The 21,298-nt window shown below is 68.5% G+C and carries 11 protein-coding genes and 1 pseudogene; 11 read left to right on the top strand and 1 reads right to left on the bottom strand.

The window, feature by feature from the left end:
• The first annotated feature begins 43 nt into the window (after positions 1–43).
• Complete coding sequence (locus ACTWP9_RS29830) at positions 44–1,642, top strand: AMP-binding protein (protein ID WP_443249421.1); 1,599 nt, start codon at positions 44–46, stop codon at positions 1,640–1,642.
• A gap of 3 nt (positions 1,643–1,645) precedes the next feature.
• Here ACTWP9_RS29830 and ACTWP9_RS29825 read toward each other — a convergent pair whose 3' ends face one another.
• Positions 1,646–4,720 (bottom strand): lantibiotic dehydratase, encoded by a 3,075-nt coding sequence (locus tag ACTWP9_RS29825; protein ID WP_443249420.1) that lies wholly within the window; start codon positions 4,718–4,720, stop codon positions 1,646–1,648.
• A gap of 370 nt (positions 4,721–5,090) precedes the next feature.
• On the opposite strand from ACTWP9_RS29825, the gene ACTWP9_RS29820 reads away from it, so the two are divergent.
• The 10 genes and pseudogenes from ACTWP9_RS29820 to ACTWP9_RS29775 form a co-directional block, all read left to right on the top strand.
• A complete protein-coding gene (locus ACTWP9_RS29820; RefSeq protein WP_443249419.1) occupies positions 5,091–5,246 on the top strand; it encodes a hypothetical protein in 156 nt (51 codons plus the stop codon).
• Between the two features lie 46 nt (positions 5,247–5,292).
• Positions 5,293–6,204, top strand: coding sequence for a 3-hydroxyacyl-CoA dehydrogenase family protein (locus ACTWP9_RS29815; RefSeq protein ID WP_443249418.1), 912 nt, complete (start codon positions 5,293–5,295; stop codon positions 6,202–6,204).
• A gap of 359 nt (positions 6,205–6,563) precedes the next feature.
• On the top strand, positions 6,564–8,120 hold the full coding sequence (locus ACTWP9_RS29810; protein WP_443249417.1) for an FAD-dependent monooxygenase: 1,557 nt from the start codon (positions 6,564–6,566) through the stop codon (positions 8,118–8,120).
• Between the two features lie 278 nt (positions 8,121–8,398).
• Positions 8,399–9,691 (top strand): cytochrome P450, encoded by a 1,293-nt coding sequence (locus tag ACTWP9_RS29805; RefSeq protein ID WP_443249416.1) that lies wholly within the window; start codon positions 8,399–8,401, stop codon positions 9,689–9,691.
• Positions 9,692–9,722: 31 nt separating this feature from the next.
• Positions 9,723–9,959: pseudogene (locus ACTWP9_RS29800) on the top strand (4'-phosphopantetheinyl transferase); the annotation flags it as partial.
• Between the two features lie 206 nt (positions 9,960–10,165).
• Entirely contained in the window at positions 10,166–10,399 is a 234-nt protein-coding gene (locus tag ACTWP9_RS29795) for a 4'-phosphopantetheinyl transferase superfamily protein (RefSeq protein WP_443249415.1), read from the top strand.
• A 196-nt stretch (positions 10,400–10,595) separates the two neighbouring features.
• Complete coding sequence (locus ACTWP9_RS29790) at positions 10,596–12,035, top strand: phytoene desaturase family protein (protein ID WP_443249414.1); 1,440 nt, start codon at positions 10,596–10,598, stop codon at positions 12,033–12,035.
• Between the two features lie 423 nt (positions 12,036–12,458).
• Positions 12,459–13,664, top strand: a complete 1,206-nt coding sequence (locus ACTWP9_RS29785; protein ID WP_443249413.1) for a cytochrome P450 — start codon at positions 12,459–12,461, stop codon at positions 13,662–13,664.
• 61 nt (positions 13,665–13,725) lie between these two features.
• Positions 13,726–18,366 (top strand): amino acid adenylation domain-containing protein, encoded by a 4,641-nt coding sequence (locus ACTWP9_RS29780; RefSeq protein WP_443249412.1) that lies wholly within the window; start codon positions 13,726–13,728, stop codon positions 18,364–18,366.
• The coding region (locus ACTWP9_RS29775; RefSeq protein WP_443249411.1) for a non-ribosomal peptide synthetase at positions 18,351–21,298 on the top strand (2,948 nt) is incomplete at its 3' end. The genes ACTWP9_RS29780 and ACTWP9_RS29775, both read left to right, overlap by 16 nt.

Here is a 21,298-nt window from a genome sequence, read left to right as displayed (position 1 = left end):
TTCCGCCCTACCGCCGTAGCGACCCAGACAGGTGGACCGACTGATGCATCAGATCAACCTCAGCCCCGCCGTGGCCGTGGACCGATGGGCTCGGATATCCGGGGACACCACGGCCGTGTGGTACGAGGACATACCGGTCAACTACGGCCGGTTCGCCGCCGATGTGCGCTCCCTGGCCGACGTGTTGGCACACGGAGGCGTCCGCGCCGGCGACCGTGTGGCCTGGCTCGGCCGTAACAGTGAGCTGTTGCTGCGCACCGCGCTGGCGGCAGCACATCTGGGGGCGATCTTCGTGCCGTTGAACTTCCGGCTCACTCCGCCGGAGTTGGCGGCACTGCTCAGGGACTCCGGCACTCACACCCTCCTTGCAGAGGCCGAGTACACGGCTGCCCTCGCCGCCGTGCTCCCCTCCCTGCCCGTGCGCCGGCACCTCCTCGTCGACACGGACCTGCGGGCCCCCTCGCCCGCGAAAGCTCCCGCCCCGTGGCAGCACCTGTCCACCGCCGCAGTACCCGAGCAGGGGCGCCCGCCCGCGACCGTGCGCCCCGACGACGCGGCGCTGATCATCTACACCTCCGGTACCACGGGACGCCCCAAGGGAGTGGTCCTGACCTACGGAAACCTGTGGTGGCACGATGTCGCCACCACAGCCGTCATCGAGTCAAGGCTGCGCGACACCGCGCTGGTACTCGCTCCCATGTTCCACGTCGCAGGGCTGACCGGATTCACCCTGGGCACCCTCGTCCACGGCGGTACGGTCGTGGTCCGGCGGGCCTTCGACGCCCAGCAGGCCCTCACCGACCTGGCAGCGCACCGGGCGGTGAACGTCATCGCTGTGCCGGCCATGTTCTCCGCCATCGCCCGTTCCCCGGGCTTCGCGGAGGCCGACCTGTGCAGCCTGCGCACCGCCCTCGTCGGCGGAGCACCCGTGCCGTCCCAGCTCGTGCGCGACTACGCGGCCCGCGGCCTCACCCTCCAGCAGGCGTGGGGGCTCACCGAGACTGCTCCGCTGGCCGCCTGCCTGCCCGCCGAACTGGTCGACACCCACCCCGACTCGGTCGGATATCCGCTGCCGTACACAGAGATCAAACTCGTCGACCCGGCCACGGGCCGGGAGGTCACCGAGCCCGCGGTGCCCGCCGAACTCCTGGTGCGTGGCCCGAACGTGTTCCGTGAGTACTGGAACGATCCGGAGGCCACCCGGCTCGCGAAGGACGAGGCGGGCTGGTTCCGCTCCGGCGACATCGGGCAGCGCGACGAGGGCGGACTGCTGTACATAGTGGACCGCCGGAAGGACGTCATCATCAGCGGTGGCGAGAACGTCTATCCCGCCGAGATCGAGCGGGTTCTGGCCGAGTACCCGGGAGTTCGGGAGGTCGCCGTGCTCGGCGCGCCACACCCCGTGTGGGAGGAGACACCGGTCGTGGTGCTGTGCCAGGACGGTCCCGGCAAGGCGACTCTGCAGGAGCTGCGGGGCTTCGCCGGCGACCGGCTGGCGCGCTACAAACTCCCTACGGCTGTTCACCACTTGCCGAAGCTCCCGCGGGGCGGCAGCGGAAAAGTGGACAAGTCCGCGCTGCGGGACTGGCTGCGTACCGCGATGCAGGGCGCAAAGACGGCAGCTGACGGTGATGCGGGATGACCGTCACCCCTTCAGCCGGTGATGCAGTTCACCGAGGTGCTGCCGGGCGACACCGCGGAGTATTCCGTAACTGCGCTCCTCCTGATCCGGGCTGATGCCGAGCAGCCTGTTGTGCTGCATATGCAGCAGCCCGCGCAGCGCGATGCCGGTGATCCGCTCCTGTGGCGATCCGAGCAGCGCGCTTCCGTACCGGCGGACAGCGTCGGCCTCCGTCCAGACGGGCCGCATGCCGGGAACCGCCCAGGTGTCCAGGAATGCCCCCAGAACGTTGCCGGGACGGATCAGCCGGATGGCCTCCGCGGCGTTCTGCCGGTAGAACGACCTGGATTTCTCGTTCTTCGGGTACGACTGTGCCACCCAGTCCCACCAGGGCCAAGCGCCCAGCGCCTCAAGGAGGACGCCGTAGCTGGCCGCCGCGAGCATCTCGGGGGAGCAGTCGATGCCGCCCCGTCTGCGGGACCTGAGCTGGCAGATCGCCGACCAGCTGTCCTGCGCGAAGACCTCCTCGGCCAGCGGCATCAGCTCCGCTCCGCCGTATCGGTGCACTTCCGGGGCATAGCCGGCGAGCACGAAGTCGCGTATCAAGCGCGCACGGCGAAGGTGCCGCATCGCGTCGTGCAGGGCGCCGAGGACGGGGCCGCGCAACTCCGCTTCCGGCCCGTGCATCCGCAGGCGGAGATGGGGATCCGGGTCGCGATAGCGGATGAAGAACCACCGGTCGACGGAGTCGGCGACCTCGGTGATGAGTCCGGGCAGCGCTTCGGCGATCAGCTCGTCATGGGCCCGTTCCGGGGCGTAGATCTTCGCGTGCAGCCACTCGCCGCCCGGCAGGGCCTCCGGGCGGGCGGACGCCGGGACACGGCTGATCAGGGCCGGGGCCGGGCGCTGGACCGTCGCACGCCGCGCGAGGCCGACGACGACTTCATGAGCATGCCGATCCGTCCAGCCGAACACCGACGGATCGGCGGTCAGGCTCTCGCTGATGCGGACCCGGCGGCCCTGGAGTTCACGCCGCAGCACCGCCTGGTGAAGCGAGTTGTCCAGGTCGAGCGAGCAGTATTCGTCCCGGAGCGAGATGTCGATGCGGCGCGGGACATCCCACTCGGCCAGCCAGCGGCGCAGCTCCCCACGCCATGTCTCCCAGGTGAGCTTCGGGTCCAGCAGCCTCTCCGACGGCCTCCACTGCGCCGGCTTCACGAGCACCTTGCCGTAACGCACCCTTGGCAGATACGGCATGCTCTCCAAGCCGCCCCAGCTCCAGGTCGACCACGCGGGAAATCCGCCGGCCGACACATCGACGAGGAAACGGACGACGCTCGGCGCGCTGCGCTCGAGGTCGAGGACGTGTGGGGCGACGGGCACCACCTCGCGGCCACTCTCCCCGTGGATGAGCCGCAGGGCGTTCCCGTCCGACACGACTGCCAGCGTGCGCCAGTCGAGCGTGGCCGAACCGTCGGCGTCCCCGAGCACACCGATGGGCATCTGCTGCGGGAGAAGCCGGGGAACCTGAGCGACGTTGAGCGCACCCGGAGTGCTGGGCTCGAAGTCCACCTGGACGTACAGCGGCCCGTCGTCCCTGTGGGTGCCCATCAGCTGATGCAGCTCGTCCGCGATACCCAACGCGTCGGCGAACCGGCCCGCTGTCGCGCCGGCCGTCCGCGACCCCGTGTAGCGTGAGAAGAGTAGTTCGAAGTCGCCGCGGTCCAGATCCTCCGTACTGTGCGAGAGGATCTGGACGCAGAGCTCCAACGAGGCCGGCGGGGCGGAAGCGGGAGCCTCGCGGAGGGACTCGAAGCGGCTCACGAGTTCCTCCGTGACCGACACTTCCCGGCTACCGGATCTGACGGCCTGGACGTACAGCTCGTTCAACAAGGCGTCACGGCCGGCACCGGACGGCGTCCGCTCAGGTGTCCCGCCGTCCTCGTACGCAGCCGGGTACCCCAGACCGCGGACGGGATCGATCAGCTCCACGACGGACACCGGGACCTGTATCCCGTAGCGTTCGGTGAACTCGCGGGCGTAGTCGGCCATATGGCGCGCACCGTTCTCCTGGGGACCCATGCGCCACATGGCTTCCGCAAACTCCTCCAGGCACGTCCCTACCGTCCGCGGAACCTGGATGTCCGCGTCCAGCAGCAGATCGGCCTGCACGGCCTGACGGGGGTGCCGGTGCACGTCCTGCAGGAGCCCGGAGACCATGGTGAGCTGCGGAAGCCCCTGGCCGACCGGTGTGGCAGCGTATTCCGCCAGCGCCGCGTGGGTCCGGAGGGCGACATCCTCGGCGGAGCCTGCCAGGACCGTCCGGAGAGCCTGCCCGGCCATGTTCCTCGGCACCATCGTCGTGATCAGGAAGCCGTTCCGGATGAGGGTCCGTACCAGCTCCTCCACAGCGGACGGCGATGCGGGCGGCTCCATCGAACCGGCGACGCAGCGGACCACCTCGGACACCTCCCGAGCCGTCCTGGTGAGCGCGCAGATACGGTCGACCGCGTCGCTCCGCACGATCGATACCTGGTTCACCCGCCCCTTGCCGCCGCTGGTGGTTCTGGCCCACGGACAGAGCAGTTCATTGCCATGCTCCGTGCACAGATCGTTGAGGGCCACAGCGAATCCGCTCAGCCTTCTCCCGGACAGCATCAGGGCCTCGGCAGCTCCGGTCAGCCAGCCCGCGTCCGGCCGTACCCGCTTCTGGTGACCCGTCCCCAACTTGGCGTATGTGCCTTCTCCGACCCTGGCCTTGGCCACCCCCGCAAAGATCCCGAACGGAGTCGGCCGCCCCGAGATCCTCATCGCGTACTTGGTGACCGAGAGCGCCGTCCGCATGAGCCGCTTCCTGTTCGGCAGTTCACCGCGGCGAATCCGGTCCAGGGAGCCGGAAAGCCCCTCACTGGAGAGTGCGATGCCCTCTGCCAGTACCGGATCACGGGCGATCCTGTTGATGTACTCCGCTATATCGCTGTCGGCGGCTTCATCGATGTCACGCCCCTGCCAGGACGTGTAGAGGTAATCCTGGTCATCGCGTGCCGCTACGGTGGCCATCCGGAACAGTGCCGTTTCCAACGCGGAAAATGCAGGCATGATAAGTCTTTCCTCCTGGCGTTTCCGGCGGACACTGCCATGCCTCCCCGGCAACTTCTGGCCTTGCCGCGGCGATAAGAGGGACCCAGATGCCTGGCAATCAGATGTCATCCGTCCAGACCGCCCTTCGGAAAGCGTCTCCAGGAGAGGGGGCCGGTCGCAAGAGGAGGCCGTGACCGCAAGATGCCATACGGAGAACGGAGGTGAATCAGGTAACTTTCCCCGGCCGTCGGAACTGACACCTTGCTGCCATCCGCTGTCCTGCGTCCGAACCGTAGGTTACGTTTCCCAGAGTGCCCGTTTTACTGGCCGCCCCCTGTGCACGTCCTCGCTGAACCGGAGCTGAACCGGACCGAATACAGGAGAAAGCATGCTGATACCTGAAGGTCTCTTCGCCGAGTCCGAAGACCGTACGGAAGACGACTTCCGGATCGAGGTGAAGGTCATCGAGTCGGTCGAGACGTTCGACGGCCCTCTGTCCCCGACCGGCACGTCCGGCGGCCCCAGTTGGTGCAACTGCTTCTGAGGGACCGACCCTGTTTGTTCATCGGCCCCCCGCTGAGGACGGAACGATGGAATCCGAGCAGTACGCACATCAACTGGCCGTCCTCGGTGCCGGGGTGATGGGCACGAGCATCGCGGCCACCGCCATCGGACACGGCATCCCCGTATGTCTCGTCGACCTCGATGACGCCACGCTGGACCGGGCGCGCACCCGGGTCGCCCAGGACCTACGCCACGCGCAGCTGCTGGAGGCCCTGCCGGCCGGACGTCGCCCAGGCACCCTCACCACCACGACGTCCTTCGACGAGGCCGAGGACGCGACAGCCGTCATCGAAGCGGTCACCGAAGTGCTCGAAGTGAAGCGGAAAGTCCTGACGCGAGCATCGGATCTGGTCCGGCCGGGTACACCGCTGATCTCGAACACCTCGGGGTTCCCCATCGGTGAACTCGCCGATGGCATACCGCGCGCCGAGGACCTGGTCGGCACGCACTTCATGAACCCCAGCTACCTCATCACCATGGTGGAGTTCATCCCCGGGCCGCACACGTCCGAGCGCACCCTGACGGTCGCTCACCGTCTCCTGGAGGCTCTGGGCCGCCGGCCGGTCGCTGTGGGAGACAGCCCCGGCTTCGTCACCAGCCGTCTCCTCCACCCCATGATCAACACTGCTGTGCGGCTCGTTGCCGAGGGGACAGCCACCGCGCACACCGCAGACCTCCTGATGCAAGGATGCCTGGGCCACCCCACCGGTCCCCTTCGCACCGCCGATCTCATCGGCCTGGACAACCTGGTGGACTCACTCAACACCCTTTACGAGCGCACGGGTGACCCCTCCTGCCTGCCCAGCGAACTGTTGGTCGCGAAGGTCGCCGCAGGAGAACTGGGCCGAAAGTCGGGCCGCGGTTTCTATCTGTACGACGAGAACGGCATCGAGCTGCCCCAGCAGGCCGCCCAGCAATTCACTTCAGCTGGTCCATGACGGGAAGTCCCGGCTGCTCGGTGGTGCCTGGCCGTTCAACGGCTGCCGGCGGTTTCGGTTCACGCGTGCGCCCGGAACGGCATCCGCGTCGTCGATGCGACACCGTGAGCTGCTCGTGAAAAGAAAGCAGGCGCAAATCTCCACCGTCGCTCGGCCGGGTTCCATCGGTGTGCTCGAATTCAGCCGTTGCACCTTTAGGACAGGCCACTAATGCTCTCCTGGAAAGGGTGACGCGATGTGCATCGTGGGGCAGCATATTGCGTGACGCTGGCTTCCCTTAATCGCTGATCGAGCATGTCCGGCGACTGCGCCAATGGTCATCATCGCAAGGTATCGACGCATCACTACCTGGAGCGAGAATGAGCAGTGAAGCAACGACAGACGTACTGGTAATCGGCGCCGGACCCGCGGGTTTGACACTCGCCAACTACCTGTCCCTCCAAGGCGTATCGGTGCGCCTTCTGGAGCGGGCTCCTGGGCCGCCTGAGCGGCTGTCGAGTTCGGTACACGGCCCGGGGTCCGAAGTCATGCAGCGCATGGGTTCGCTGGGGAATCTGCCCAACGAGACGCCCATGCTCACCAACGCCACCGCTCACTTGGGGCGGCAGCCGATCAGGTTGCGCTACACCACACCGGGGAAGGTCAACCTGGCTCCGCCGATGCTCATCAACCAGGGCAAGATCGAGGCAGCCCTGCGGGAGTACTGGGCCGACCGCGACGGAGCCGTGGAGTGGAGCAGTGTCCTGGTCGACATCGAACAGGATGCGGACAGCGTGACCGCTGTGCTGAGCAGCGGTGACCGGGTTCGCGCGAGCTGGCTGGTCGGCTGTGACGGGCCCGACAGCATGGTCCGGAAGGCGGCCGGCATCAGCTCCATCGGCCGCAGCAGCCGCTACCTGATGGTCGACGCGCACGTCAACTGGGATCTCGACCGGAACGGACTGACAGGCTGGCTCCACCCGGACGGAAAGGTCGGGGTCATGCCCATGGTCGACCCCGACGGGGCCAACAACCTGTGGCGCATCCTGGCGCTCGACCCGGAGCAGGGAACGGAGAAGCCCGACGAAGACGAGATCGTCTCCCGGGTGCGCACCGTGCTGGCGGAACGCTCCCCCTATGGCGGAGTGGAGTTCCTCGACACCACGACCAAGCTCACCTTCACCGGGCAGGGCCGGATCGTGGAGAACTACCGCGAAGGCCGAGTGCTGGTGGCCGGTGACGCGGCCCACCCGCACGTCCCCTTCGGCGGACCTGCCATTCACACGGGAATGGGCGACTCGGAGAACCTCGCCTGGAAGCTCGCACTCATCATCCGCGGTATGGCCGGCGAGGCACTGCTGGAGACCTACCAGGACGAGCGGCGTCCTATCGCGGAGGAAATCGTCCTCGGCAAGTCGGCACCCAGTCAGATCGAGAAGATGCGCAATCCGCTGGTGCGCGTCCTGCGCGACCACGTCGTGGCACCGATCGTCAAGACCCCCGGGTTCGATCAGCTGACCACGTTCTCGCATGCGAAGCTGTGGGAGACCTATCGGAGCGGACCACTGGGCGGTGGCTCCCGGTTCGGCGCGAAACCGCAGCCCGGCGACACCGTGGGCGACCTCGAATGCGTGCGGTCGTCGGACCGCAGCCGTACCCGGTTGTACGAGCAGTTCCACGGCCGGTGGGTGCTGCTCGTGCCGAAGGGCGGAGCCGATCCCTGCGTCGACGTGGTGCGGCAGCACCTGGGCGATGACCGGCTCGTGGTCCTGGAACGCAAGGCGGCCCAGTCGTCGAGCAAGAAGGACCGCGCCGTGGCCGGTGAGGTGTGGCTGATACGTCCGGACGGCCACCTGGCATGGCGCGGTGAACCCGAGTCGCCGGGCCTCGACCAGTGGCTGGAAGGCATGCTGAGGTACGGCCGGACCAACAGGTAAGGCAGCGCGCAGGCAGTCCTCCCGAGTGAGGCGGCGCGCAGGCAGTCCCGCCGAGCTTCGTTGAGGACGCCGCAGACCCGGGAGGTCTCCGCGGGCCCCGGCCCCGCGGAGACCTCCCGCCTACCGGACCGTCACCCGCGCGGAGGTCACCCGCGACGCCACCCGCGACGACACCATGGTGCCCGCCCGCGTTTTCGCGATTGTTCGCAACGGGAGAAGCGTTGATGACAAACACCCGGGAAATTCCTACGGTTGACGGCTCCCGGCTGACTGGCTCCATGAACGCGCTTCGCCGCGATCCCCTGGCCACCTACCTGCGGGCTCGGCGTGACCATGGCGACGTCGTACGGTTCAGCGTCGGGCCGCCCGGTCTGCGGCAGGAGATTTTCGCGGTCTTCTCGGCAGCGGGAGCCCAGCAACTCCTGGCCCGCTCCGTGGGCTTCCGTAAAGAGGACTCCTTCTACGACGAGATCCGCAACCTCTTCGGGAACGGCCTCTTGACCAGCCAGGACGATGACTACGTTCGCCAGCGTCGGCTCATTCAGCCGCTGTTCACCCGACGCAAAGTCAACCTCTACGCCGACACGATGTGCGAGGAGGTGCTGCACATGCTGGGCCGATGGAAGGACCCGGACCACAGCACCATCGACATCGCCCACGAAATGACGCGGCTGACGCAACGCATCACGATGCGCGTGCTGTTCGGTGGCGCGAGCAAGGAGGCCGGCGAGGTCGTCGACCGCTGCTTTCCGATACTGGGCGCCTACATGCTCAGACGGGCCTTCGCGCCGCTGTCCATCCCGCGGAACTGGCCCACACCGGCCAACCGCAGAGCAATGGCCGCGCGCCGAGAGCTGTATGACGTGTGCGACAGGATCATCCATGAGCGTGCCACGCTGGGCAGCGACAACGACCTCCTGGGTCTCCTGCTGGAAGCGGACGACAGCACCGGCGATCGGCTCTCCAGCGAGGAGGTCCGGGACCAGGTGCTGGTCTTCTTCCTCGCCGGACATGAGACCACCGCGACAGCGACGAAGTTCGCGCTGCATCTGCTCGCCCGCACCCCGGACGTACAAGCGCGTGCCCGGGACGAGATCGACCGGGTTCTGGGGTCACGCACGCCCGGCGTCGAGGACTTCGACCGGCTCGAGTACGTCCAGATGGTGCTCAAGGAGGCCATGCGGCTGTATCCCTCGGCTCCAGGCATCACGAGGCGGTCAACGGCGGACATCGAGATCGCCGGCTATCTGATTCCCGCCGGGGCGACCGTTTTCCTCAGCCCATGGGTGACTCATCGGCACCCGGCCTACTGGAAGGACCCCGAGGTCTTCGCGCCCGAGCGGTTCGCGCCCGGGGAGGAAGCCGACAGGCCGCGCTACGCGTGGTTCCCCTTCGGAGGCGGCCCCCGTGCCTGCATCGGCCAGTACTTCGGAATGCTGGAGAGCGTTCTCGCCGTCTCCGCGATCCTTCAGAAGTTCGAACTCGAAGCAGTGGACACCGAAGTTCGGCTCGTCCAGAAGATGCTCCTCCAAACCGAGGGACCGATCAGGTGCCGGGTCGTTCCACGATGACCGGGAGCTGCGGATCGAGGCGCGGCCACCGGTGATCGGGGCCCTGCTGCCGGAAGGCGTTGCCACCGTGAGCGCGTTCGGTGACCTCACACCCGAGGACGACGACCTCGGCGGGCTCTTTCCCGAGGAGTCCGCAGCGATCGCGGGCGCCACCGCAGTCCGCAGAGCGGAGTTCACCACCGTACGACTCTGCGCGCGGCGCGCCCTGCACCAGTTGGGGGTGCCGCCTGCCGTCCTCGTGGCGGGGGAGCGGGGCCTGATCACCTGGCCCGACGGAGTGGTCGGCAGCATGACCCACTGCGCCGGCTTTCGCGCAGCCGCTGTGGCCCGTACGGAGGTTGCCGTGTCACTGGGTATCGACGCGGAACCCAACCTGCCGGTGTCCGCAGGCGTGTTGGAGTTCGTCTCGCGTCCGCATGAGAGGTCCGGCTCTGCCAACTGTCCCAGCGCCGCCCGGACGCGCACTGGGACCGCATGCTGTTCAGCGCCAAGGAGGCGGTCTTCAAAGCCTGGTATCCGCTGCAGCGGCGCGAGCTCGGCTTCAATGAGGCAGAACTCGAATTCGACCCCGAAGCACACACCTTCTCGGCGCGGCTGCTGGTGTCCGGGCCCCACGTGGGCGGACGGCGTCATGACACCTTCTCCGGGCGCTGGACGGTGGAGCAGGGCTTCGTGCTGACGGCAGTTGCGCTGACAGGACCGCATTGAGCATGCGTTCCGCGTCCCACAGAGCCTTGACGTACGCCCGGCAAGTCCACACGGTCGGCAATGGCAGGGCGTACGTTGGTGGCGGCGGACAGCTGCCGGGGACACGCGGGCGTTCCCCGTACTCGCTCGGGAGCCGCGGAGCGGATACGGTCCGCCGGGGCGGGGCGCGGATTGCCGGTGAAACGAGGGGATGTTCATGACCGACGCCGTCGTCGTGGGCGCGGGCCCCAATGGGCTGGCCGCGGCTGTGACCCTCGCTCGGCGCGGGGTGAAGGTGACCGTTCTGGAGGCCGAGCGCGAGATCGGCGGCGGGACCCGCAGTGGGGCGCTGACCCTGCCCGGGCTGCTGCACGACCACTGTGCCGCCGTCCACCCCACCGGCGCCGGCTCCCCGTTCTTCCGCTCGCTCGCGATGGAGCGACACGGTCTGGAGTGGGCATGGCCGGATGTTGATCTGGCCCATCCGCTGGACTGCGGCGATGCGGGGGTGATGTGGCGTGCTCTCGCCCGGACAGCCGAGAAGCTCGGGCGGGACGGCCCCGCCTGGCGCGCGCTGTTCGGTCCCTTGGCCGGATCCTTCGACACTTTGGCGCGCGACGTGATGGGACCCGTCATCCACGTGCCCGCACGTCCGCTCTCCTACGCACGGTTCGGATGGTTCGCTGCGCAGCCGGCGGCCCTGCTGGCGCGCCGCTGGCGGACGGAGAAGGCCCGTGCCCTGTTCGCCGGCGCGGCGGCCCACCTGCTGACGCGACTGGACCGACCGATGAGTTCGTCGGTGGGGCTGTTCCACATCGTGGCGGGGCACCGCGTGGGATGGCCGGTGGCCCGGGGCGGCAGCCGGTCGGTCACGGACGCGCTGGCCGCCATCCTCCGCAGTCTCGGGGGCACCGTCGAAACGGACGCACGCATCACGTCTCCGGCCCAGTTGCCGCGAAGTGACGTCGTCATGCTCGACCTCGCTCCGCGTGCGGTCGCCGCGCTGTTCGGCGACCGACTGCCCCCCAGGGTGCGGTTCGGCTATACGCGATGGCGACATGGGCCGGCGGCTTTTGCGGTGCATCTGGCAGTGGAGGGCGGTGTTCCGTGGACCGCGGAGGCATGCCGGAGCGCGGGAACCGTGCATCTGGGGGGCACGCTGGAGGAGATCCGGCATTCCGAGGCACAGATCGCGCGTGGGAGGATGCCTGAGCGTCCGTTCGTGCTGCTTGCCCAGCAGTACCTCGCCGACGCCGGCCGTTCCCACGGCAACGTCCATCCGGTGGACGCCTACGCCCATGTGCCCCATGAATACCGCGGTGACGCGACCGAATCGGTGATGAGGCAGATCGAAAGGTTTGCGCCGGGGGTACGGGAGCGGGTCCTCGCGACGAGCGTTCGCTCCCCGGCCGAACTTGCGCGTGACAACGCCAACTTCGTCGGCGGTGACATCCTGACGGGCGCGAACAACTCCCTCCAGGTAGCACTGCGCCCACGTCCAGCACTCGATCCTTACAGCACCGGCGTGCCGGGGGTCTATCTCTGTTCGGCCGCCACTCCACCCGGCGCCGGGGTGCACGGAATGTGCGGCCACCATGCGGCACGCTCCGCCCTGCGCTTCCTCGAAGCCGACGGAGAGAAATTCTCCTTCCGCTGACGTCGATTGACGTGGCGCCGAGCTTCGCCGCGCGGCCGTGCATCCCGACGCGGACAGCACTCTGTCCTTTCACCGGCCAAGCGTGTCGAGACCGGTAAATGGCCTGTTGCGGTCCGCGTCCGCCTCTTGCAGATGGCCGGTGGCAGCTTGTGGCCGTGAACCTTGTGCGGCGAGTCGGACGATGCGTAGCGTCGACATCCGTCGAGCCCGGGAATCGCATTTCCGCCGACGGTGTTCTTCGCTCGCCCTGTCCGACCCGGAAGAGCCGCAGAAGTTGGCGGGGCGGTGGTCGTGGTGGGGCGGCGGGTCTGTCCGGCGGTCGAGGCCGAACCTGAAGGGCCTTGAGATGCGCCGCGCCGTTGTCCGGGTTCCGGGGCGTCTCGGTTCCCTCCGGTCCCTCACGATTCGCTGAAGGAGTCCGCATTGTCCGACACGACGGCAGTTCCCACCGGCATCCCGACCACCCGCGATCGGATCTTCGAACTGCCCCCGGAACTGGAGCAGTTGCGCGAACGGCGGCCGATCGGTCGGATGGTCTACGGGGACGGCCATCTGGGCTGGCTCGTGACCAGCTACTCGTTGGCTCGCGCGGTACTCGCCGACAGCCGCTTCAGCAGCCGGGCCGACCTCGCGCGCATTCCCGTCCGAATGTCCGCCGAGGCCGAACAAGCCCGCAAAGACATTCCGCCAGGCGTGTTCCACCGCATGGACCCACCGGAGCACACGAGGTACCGCCGGCTGCTGGCCAAACATTTCACGGTGCGCAGGACGGACGCGATGGTGCAGGACATCGAGCGGTTCGTCGAAGACCGCCTGACCGCCGTCGAGCAGGCAGGACCGCCGGCGGACCTGGTGCGGGACTTCGCGAAAGTCGTGCCGCTCCACGTGGTCTCGGACGTCCTGGGCGTTCCCGAGGACGAGCGTGACCGCTTCGTGCGCCATGTCTCGGTCCTCTTCGACCAGGACTCCGCAGCCGAAGACGTAGCGGCGGCGACCCAGGCAATCCACACCCTGTTCCAGGAATTCGTCGACTCCAAGAAGCGGGCGGGCACCGGGGACGACGTCCTCGGTCACCTCACGGTGTCCGGTGAACTTCCCGACGAGGAGATCGCCACCGTCGGAATGGTGCTGCTGACGGCGGGATACGAGTCGACGGCGAACATGCTCGCGCTCGGCCTGCTGGCCCTGCTGGAGCACCCGGAACAACGGGCGAAGGCGCTTTCCGACCCTGCCCGGCTCGAGGCGGCCGTCGACGAATTGCTGCGCTACCTCAGCGTCACCCACATCGGACCGATCCGCACCGCGTTGCAGGACATCGAACTCGGCGGTGAGGCGATCAAGGCAGGCGATTCGATTTCCATCGCCCTGCCGGCGGCCAATCGGGATCCCGAGCAGTTCGCCTGTCCGGCCGCGCTGGACCTCGACAATGCGTCCTCCGGCCACCTCGCGTTCGGTTACGGCGTGCACCAGTGCCTCGGCCAGCACCTCGCGCGGCACATTCTTCGCACGAGTTACGCGGCGGTGTTCCGGAAGTTCCCTTCGCTGAGGCCGGCCGTGGCCGCGGACGAACTTGAGATATGCGTCGGCAAGCCCGTACTCGGAGTCTCGCGGTTGCCTGTCACGTGGTGATTCGGGCACCGCGTTCGCCCTGTCCCAGGAGAAAGCACGCGTCGAGTCGATGGGTGGAATCATGGAACGACCGGCGGAAGGCTCGGCATTCCCGTTGTCGGACGCCCAGCGGGGGATCTGGCTGGCGCACCGGTTCAACCCCGAAAGCGTGCATTTTCGCGTGGGCCAGTACGTCGCCCTCGACGGCGCGATCGACGTCGCGGAGTTCGAGGCCGCGGTACGCGACACCGTCGCCGAGGCGGACACACTGCACTGCCGGATTCGCGAAGTGGACGGTGTCGCCAACCAGACGGTGGTGCCGAACTCCGACTGGGACTTTCCGGTGCTCGACTTCAGCACCGAAGCCGATCCGCACACGGCGGCGGAGCGGTGGATGTACGAGGACCTCGCCGTCCCGATGGACCTGACCCGGGACCGCCTCTTCTCGTACGCGCTGCTCAGGCTGGCCCCGAACCGCTTCTACTGGTACCAGGGCTGGCACCACCTGGTCGTCGACGCTGCGGGCGGTCTGCTCCTCGCGCAACGCACTGCGCACCGCTACAGGTCGGCCATGGAGGGCCTGCCCGCGGGACCTTCGCCGTTCTCGTCGCTGCGGGAACTCCTCGACCAGGACGTCGAGTACCGCAGCTCCGGCGAGTTCGAAAAGGACCGCAAGTACTGGCTCGGGAAGTTCGCCGACCGACCTGGTGTCGCCCGGCTCTCCGAGATGACCGACGACCTGCCGAAGAGTTTCCTGCGGCGTACCAGCCATATCCCGGCTGAGGTCGTGCAGCGTGTCAAAGAAGCCGCCCGGAGTGTCCGCACCCACTGGTCCGTGGTGCTGATCGCGTCGACTGCCGCGTACCTCCACCGGTTGACGGGGGAGGAAGACATGGCGGTCGGCTTCGCGGTCGCGGCCCGAAAGGGCACGGCGGCGCGCCAGTATCCGGGCACGCTGGCCAACGTGGTGCCGCTGCGGGTGCGGGTCGGCCATGGGACCACCTCGGTGCGGGAACTGCTGCGCAGCGTCTCCCAGGAGGTCCGCGGGGCGTTGGCCCACCAGCGCTACCGCGCGGAAGACCTGGCTCGTGACCTCGGCTTGACGACGGGCATCCGGCACCTCATGGGCCCGGAGGTCAATGTGATGCCCGTCGACGTCGACCTGGATTTCGGACGGTGCGCAGCGCGGCTGCACAACCTGTCCAACGGGCTGACCGACGATCTGTCGATCATGGCCTACGAGCAGGGCGACGGCACCGTCCGGCTCGACTTCAACGGCAACGCGGACCGCTACAGCGACGAGGACCTGCGTACCCACCAGGAGCGCTTCCTCGACCTGCTGGACGCGCTGGCCGCCGATCTCGACCTCACGCCCGGCGAGGTGGACGTACTGGGGGCCACCGAGCGCGACAGGTTGCTGGAGGAGGGGAAGGGCGCAGCAGCCGAGCTGACGTCCTCCGTGCTGCCCGAGGTGCTGGGAGCCCAGGCGGCTCGGAGCCCGGAGCGGGTTGCCATGGTGTGCGGGGAGACCAGCCTCACCTATGCGGAACTGCACGGGCGGGCGAATCGGCTGGCACGCCATCTGATGCGGTTGGGGGTCGGCCCCGAACGGGTGGTGGGTCTGGTGCTGCCCCGCACCGCAGACATGGTCGTCGCGGTGCTGGCGGTGCTGAAGGCCGGCGGTGCGTACCTGCCGATCGACCCGGGCTATCCCGCTCACCGCATCGCGTTCCTGCTCGCCGACGCGGACCCGGTCCTCTTGCTGGCCACCGCCGACACTGCCGGGTGCGTCGAGGACAGCGCAGTCGACGTCGTGGTGCTGGACAGCGACGACGTGCGCCGCGCCCTCGCCGAACAACCGGGCTCGGAGCTCGGCGAAGGAGAATGCCGGCCGCTGCACGGGTCGCATCCCGCCTATATGACCTACACCTCGGGCTCGACCGGCACCCCGAAGGGCGTGGTGGTGCCCCATGTGAACGCCGTGAACCTGGTCTCCTGGGCAGTCCGCACCGTGGGCGAACGAGGGCTCGGCAGAGTGCTCGTATCCACGTCCTTGAGCTTCGACGTATCGGTGTTCGAACTGCTCGCGCCGCTGGCCTGCGGCGGGTGCGCCGAGGTGGTGCGGGACGGATTGGCCTTGGCGGAGCGGTTGTCCACCGGACCGGCGCCGAGTGCCATCAGCGGCGTTCCCTCGGTGCTGGCGCAGGTGGCCGCAACGGTGCGGGCTGCCCAGTCCCCTGGCATCGTCGTGTGTGCGGGTGAAGCACTGCCGACCCGGGTGGTGGCCGCACTGGAGTCGGCGTTCCCGGGGTGCCGGGTGATGAACGCGTACGGACCGACCGAAGCGACCGTGTACGCGACGGCGGGCTGGTGCGGTGCGGCGAACGCGGACGGCGGCGGCGCATCGATCGGCGGTCCGGTCGACAACGCCCAGGTGTACGTGCTCGACGATCGCCTGCGCCCGGTGTCGCAGGGGGCGATCGGCGAGTTGTACATCGGCGGGCTCGGGGTGGCGCGGGGCTACTGGCGACGGGCGGGGCTGACCGCGGAACGGTTCGTGGCCGACCCCTTCGGCAAGGCCGGGCACACAGGCGGACGGTTGTACCGCACCGGAGACCTCGTCCGGTGGACCGGCCACGGCAGCCTGGAGTACGTCGGCAGGGTCGACGACCAGCTCAAGATCCGCGGCTTCCGGATCGAACCGGGCGAGGTCGAAAGCGTTCTGACCGGCCTTCCGGGTCTCGCGGGCGCCGCGGTCGCTCCGTACGAGGACGAGTGCGGGGACAAGCTCCTGGTCGGGTACCTGGTGCCCGAAGCGGGCCGGGCACTCGACGTCGGCGAGGTACGGGAGGCCCTGCGCGGCCGGCTGCCGGACCACCTGGTGCCGGCGGCGTTCGTTCCCATGGACGCGCTGCCGCTCACCGCCAGCGGCAAACTGGACCGCCGGGCCCTGCCCGCGCCGCGGTTCTCACGCACCGCCTCGTCCCGCCCGCCGCGAACCCGGGTCGAGGAAACACTGTGCAAGCTGTTCGGCGAGCTCCTCGGCGTACCGGACGTGGGCATCGACGACAGCTTCTTCGACCTGGGCGGGGACAGCATCACCACCATTCAACTGGTCAGTCGGGCTCAGGCCGCCGGTATCACGTTGACCCCGCAGGACGTGCTGACACATCGAGCCGTCGCGGGGCTCGCCTCGGCCGCCGTCGAGCACGGCGGGACCGAACCGGTCGAAGACGACGGTGTCGGTGCGCTGGGCCCGACACCGATCGTCGAGTGGTTCCGAGGCACGGGCCGAGCGTTCGACGGACTGTGCCAGGCCATGCTCCTGGCGCTGCCGACAAACCTCGACCGGCCGAGCCTGATCGCCACCTTGGAAGTCCTGGTGGAGCGGCACGACGCGCTGCGCCTGGGCCGCAGCGTGGACGGTGCCGCTCTGTGGGTGGCGCCCGCCGGGCAGCACGACGTCCCGGAGCGTGTGACCCGCGTGGACGTGGGCGGCCTTTCCGACGAGAAGCTGCGCGTGACGGCGGAGGAGCAGTTCGAGGCCGCACGGCAGCGCCTGGACCCGGGGTCCGCGAAAACCTGGCAGACCGTGTTCCTCGACGCCGGGCCCGGACGAGCGGGACGGCTGCTGCTGGTGATCCACCACCTGGCCGTCGACGGGGTGTCCTGGCGGATCCTGCTGGCGGACCTGGCCACCGCGTGGCAGGCCGTCACGGCCGGTCGCACTGCGGAACTGCCGCCGCGGGGCACGTCGCTGCGCCGCTGGACCCAGGTCCTCGCCACCGAAGCCAGAAGCCCGGACAGGATCGCCGAGCTCGACCACTGGAAGAACACCCTGGCGGACGCCGACCCTGAGTACGCGGAACCGACCGAGGCGTCGCAACGCTGTTTCGACGAGCTGACCCTGGAGCTCCCTGTGACGGACACCGAGCCGCTGCTGCGGCGGGTGTCCGCCGCCTACCACGCCGACACCCACGAGGTGCTGCTGGCCGCGCTGGGCACCGCCATCGAACAGTGGCGGCAGGACAGGGGCCGGTCGGGCCGACCGGTGCTGGTCGAGGTCGAAGGTCACGGGAGGCATCACGAGATCGCCGCCGGGGTCGACCTGTCCGGCACGGTCGGCTGGTTGACCACCATGTACCCGGTGCGGCTCACCCCGGGGCCGGTCGACCCCGGCGAGGTCCGGGGCGGCGGCCCGGAACTGCGACGCACCGTTCAGCACCTGAAGGACGAGATCCGGGCCGTCCCCGGACGGGGCCTCGGCTACGGGCTGCTGCGTCACCTCAACCCGGACACCGCAGAGGAACTCTCCGACCTGCCTGCCCCGGAGTTCGGCTTCAACTACCTGGGGCGGCTGCCCGTCGCCGATGACGCCGACGACGGCTCCCCGTGGACACCGCTCGCGGACCGTGCGGGGCAGACGTTACGGGTCGCCACCTCGGCCGGGCCGGGGATGCCGCCGATCCACGTGGTCGACCTCAACGCGGCCGTACTCGCCACAGCCGCAGGGCCGAGGCTGGTCGCCACCTGGTCCTGGCGGACACCACTCGACCGGGAGGCGGTCACCGCGCTGGCGGAGACCTGGTTCGACGTGCTCCGCGGCATCACGGCATCGATCGACCAACCCGGCGCAGGCGGTCACACGCCGTCCGATTTCAGCCTGGTGCCGCTCACCCAAGAACAAGTCGACAGGCTCGAGGCGAAGTGGAGGAGGCCGTGACGAAGCAGTCCGGCATCGCCGACGTGTTGCCGCTGACCCCGCTCCAGGAGGGCCTGCTCTTCCATGCCCTCCACGAGAAGAGCAGCGCGGATGAGTACGTCGCCCAGGTCGTGCTGGAATTCGAGGGACCGGTGCGCGCCGCAGACCTGCGGGCCGCCGCCGAAGCGCTGCTGCGCCGCCACCCGAACCTGGCCGCCGCCTTCCTGACCGACGACGTGGACATCCCCGTCCAGGTCATCCCCCGCTCGGTGCGGCCGGTGTGGCTGGAAGTCGACCTCCACGGCCGCACCGCTGCTGAACAGCACGCCGAGCGTGAGCGACTGCTGGCCGAAGAGCGGGAGTCCGGGTTCGACCTGGCCGACCCACCGCTGCTTCGCTTCGCCCTGGTGCGGCTCGCGCCACGGCGGCACCTGCTGGTACTGACCAACCACCACATCGTGGTGGACGGCTGGTCCTACGCCATCCTCTTCCGCGAGCTTTTCCAGCTCTACCAAGACAGTGGTGCGGACGGCGGGCTGCCGCACGTAACGCCGTACCGGGAACATCTGGCCTGGCTCTCCGCGCAGGATCGGCAGGCAGCGGAGCACGCATGGCAGCGTGCTCTGGCGGGACTGGCCGAGCCGACACTGCTCGCACCAGCGGTGGGACCGGCCGGACCGAAACGCCGTGACCAGGTGAGCCTGGACCTCTCGGCTGAACACACCGCAGAGTTGACAACCTTCGCCCGCCGCCGGGATCTGACCACCGGCACCGTACTGCAGGCTGCTTGGGCGACCCTGCTCCGGTCGCTGACCCGCCGCTCCGACGTCGTGTTCGGCATCACCGTGGCCGGGCGCCCACCGCATCTGCCCGGGGCGGAATCGATGGTGGGGCTGTTCATCAACACAGTGCCCGTGCGCTTCCAGCTGGATCCGCACGAAGCGGTGGCCGATATGCTGCGCCGCTTCCGCGATGAACAGGCCGCGCTGGTCGACCATCAGCATCTCGGCCTCGTGGATCTGCACCGGTTGAGCGGGCACGGAAAGCTCTTCGATTCCCTGGTCGTCGTCGAGAACTACCCTCTGGACACGGCGAAGATCACGCCGGCCGGAAGCGAGCTGCGGGTCACCGACATCTCAGGCCGTGACAGTTCGCACTACCCGCTGGGCCTCGTCGTGTTCCCCGGAGAGCGGATCCGGCTCCGGCTGGACTACGACCCGGACGTGTTCGACCAGTCCCTGGCGGAGTCGCTGCTCGGTCGGTTGGGGCGCCTTCTGGCGGAGATGTGTGCGCACCCGGATCGTCCTGTGGGCAGCATCGACCTGGCCGGCGACATCGAGCGGGCCCGACTGCTGGGGCGGAACGCGCCCGTGGTGGCGACGCCGTCGGCGACCGTGCCCGAGCTGTTCGGGCAGCAGGTGACTCGTCGGCCCGAGGCGGTTGCGGTGGTCTCCGGGAACGAGGAGCTGACGTACGCCGACCTCGATGCCCGGTCGAACCGGCTCGCCCGCCTGCTGGTGGCGGCCGGCATCGGCCCGGAACGCGTGGTCGGCCTGGCGCTGCCCCGCTCGGTGGACGTGCTGGTCGCGATCCTGGCTGTGGTGAAAGCCGGCGGCGCGTACGTGCCGATCGACCCGGGCAACCCCGCCGAACGGGTCCGGTCGGTACTGCACGACGCGAAAGCCGCGTTGGTGCTGACCGCGGAAGCCACCCGGCACATCGCCGAGGACGGCGACACGCCGACCATCAGGCTCGACTCACCGGAGGTACGGCAACAGCTTGCCGCACAGCCCGCGGCGGATCTCACCGACGAGGAGCGCGGGTGCGGACTACATGCTGAGCAAGCCGCGTATGTCATCTACACCTCAGGTTCCTCGGGAACACCGAAAGGCGTTGCGATTACGCACGAAGATGTCGTCGAGCTCACCAGGGACCCCGCATTCGACGACTACAACGATGCACGAATGCTGGTGCACTCGCCGATCGCCTTCGACGCCTCGGCCTACGAGATGTGGGTTCCGCTGCTCCACGGTGGGCGACTGGTGCTGGCCCCGGCGGACGAGCTCGACTTCGAGGCGTTGAGGTCCACCATCGCGCGCGAGCGGGTGACACACGCCTTCTTTACCACGGCCCTGTTCAACCACCTCGTCGACGAGCGCATCGAACTGTTTTCCGCCCTGCGTGAGGTGTGGAGCGGCGGCGAAGTGGCGTCGACACAAGCGTTCCAGCGCGCCGTCGAGTCCTCTCCGGCCACCACGTTCATGCACGCCTACGGACCGGCCGAAGCGACCACGTACTGCACTTACCACCACGCCGTAGCCGCAGCCTCGATCGGGAAAACCGTCCCGATCGGCCGGGCCACACACAACATGAACGTCTATGTGCTGGACAGTTCTTTGGGTGTGGTTCCTCCGGGTGTGGTGGGGGAGTTGTATGTGGCGGGTGTGGGTTTGGCTCGGGGGTATTGGGGTCGTGCTGGGTTGAGTGCGGAGCGGTTCGTGGCGGATCCGTTCGGTGTGGCGGGTTCGCGGATGTATCGGACCGGGGATTTGGTGCGGTGGAATCGGGACGGCGTGCTGGAGTTTGTGGGGCGTGCTGATGATCAGGTGAAGGTGCGAGGTTTCCGCATCGAGCCTGGAGAGGTCGAGAGCGTAGTGCTGGCCTGCCCTGGAGTGGCGCAGGCAGCGGTGGTGGTGCGCGATGACCTTCCTGGTGGGCGGGGTTTGGTGGCGTATGTGGTTTGTTCGGGTGTGGGGGAAGGTGAGGTTCGGGAGTTCGTACGTTCGCGGTTGCCGGGGTTTATGGTGCCGTCGGCCGTGGTGGAGCTGGACCGGCTTCCGGTGACGGTGAATGGGAAGTTGGATCGGGGGTTGTTGCCTGTTCCGGTGGTTTCGGGTGGTGGGGTTTCTGGGGGGCGGGCGCCGGGGTCGTATGTGGAGGTGGTGTTGTGTGG

It is taken from the genome of Streptomyces sp. 3N207 (assembly GCF_052246355.1).
Taxonomy (GTDB): Bacteria; Actinomycetota; Actinomycetes; order Streptomycetales; family Streptomycetaceae; genus Streptomyces.
The sequence above is the reverse complement of the archived record's forward strand: the minus strand, read 5'-3'. Positions and strand labels throughout refer to the sequence as shown.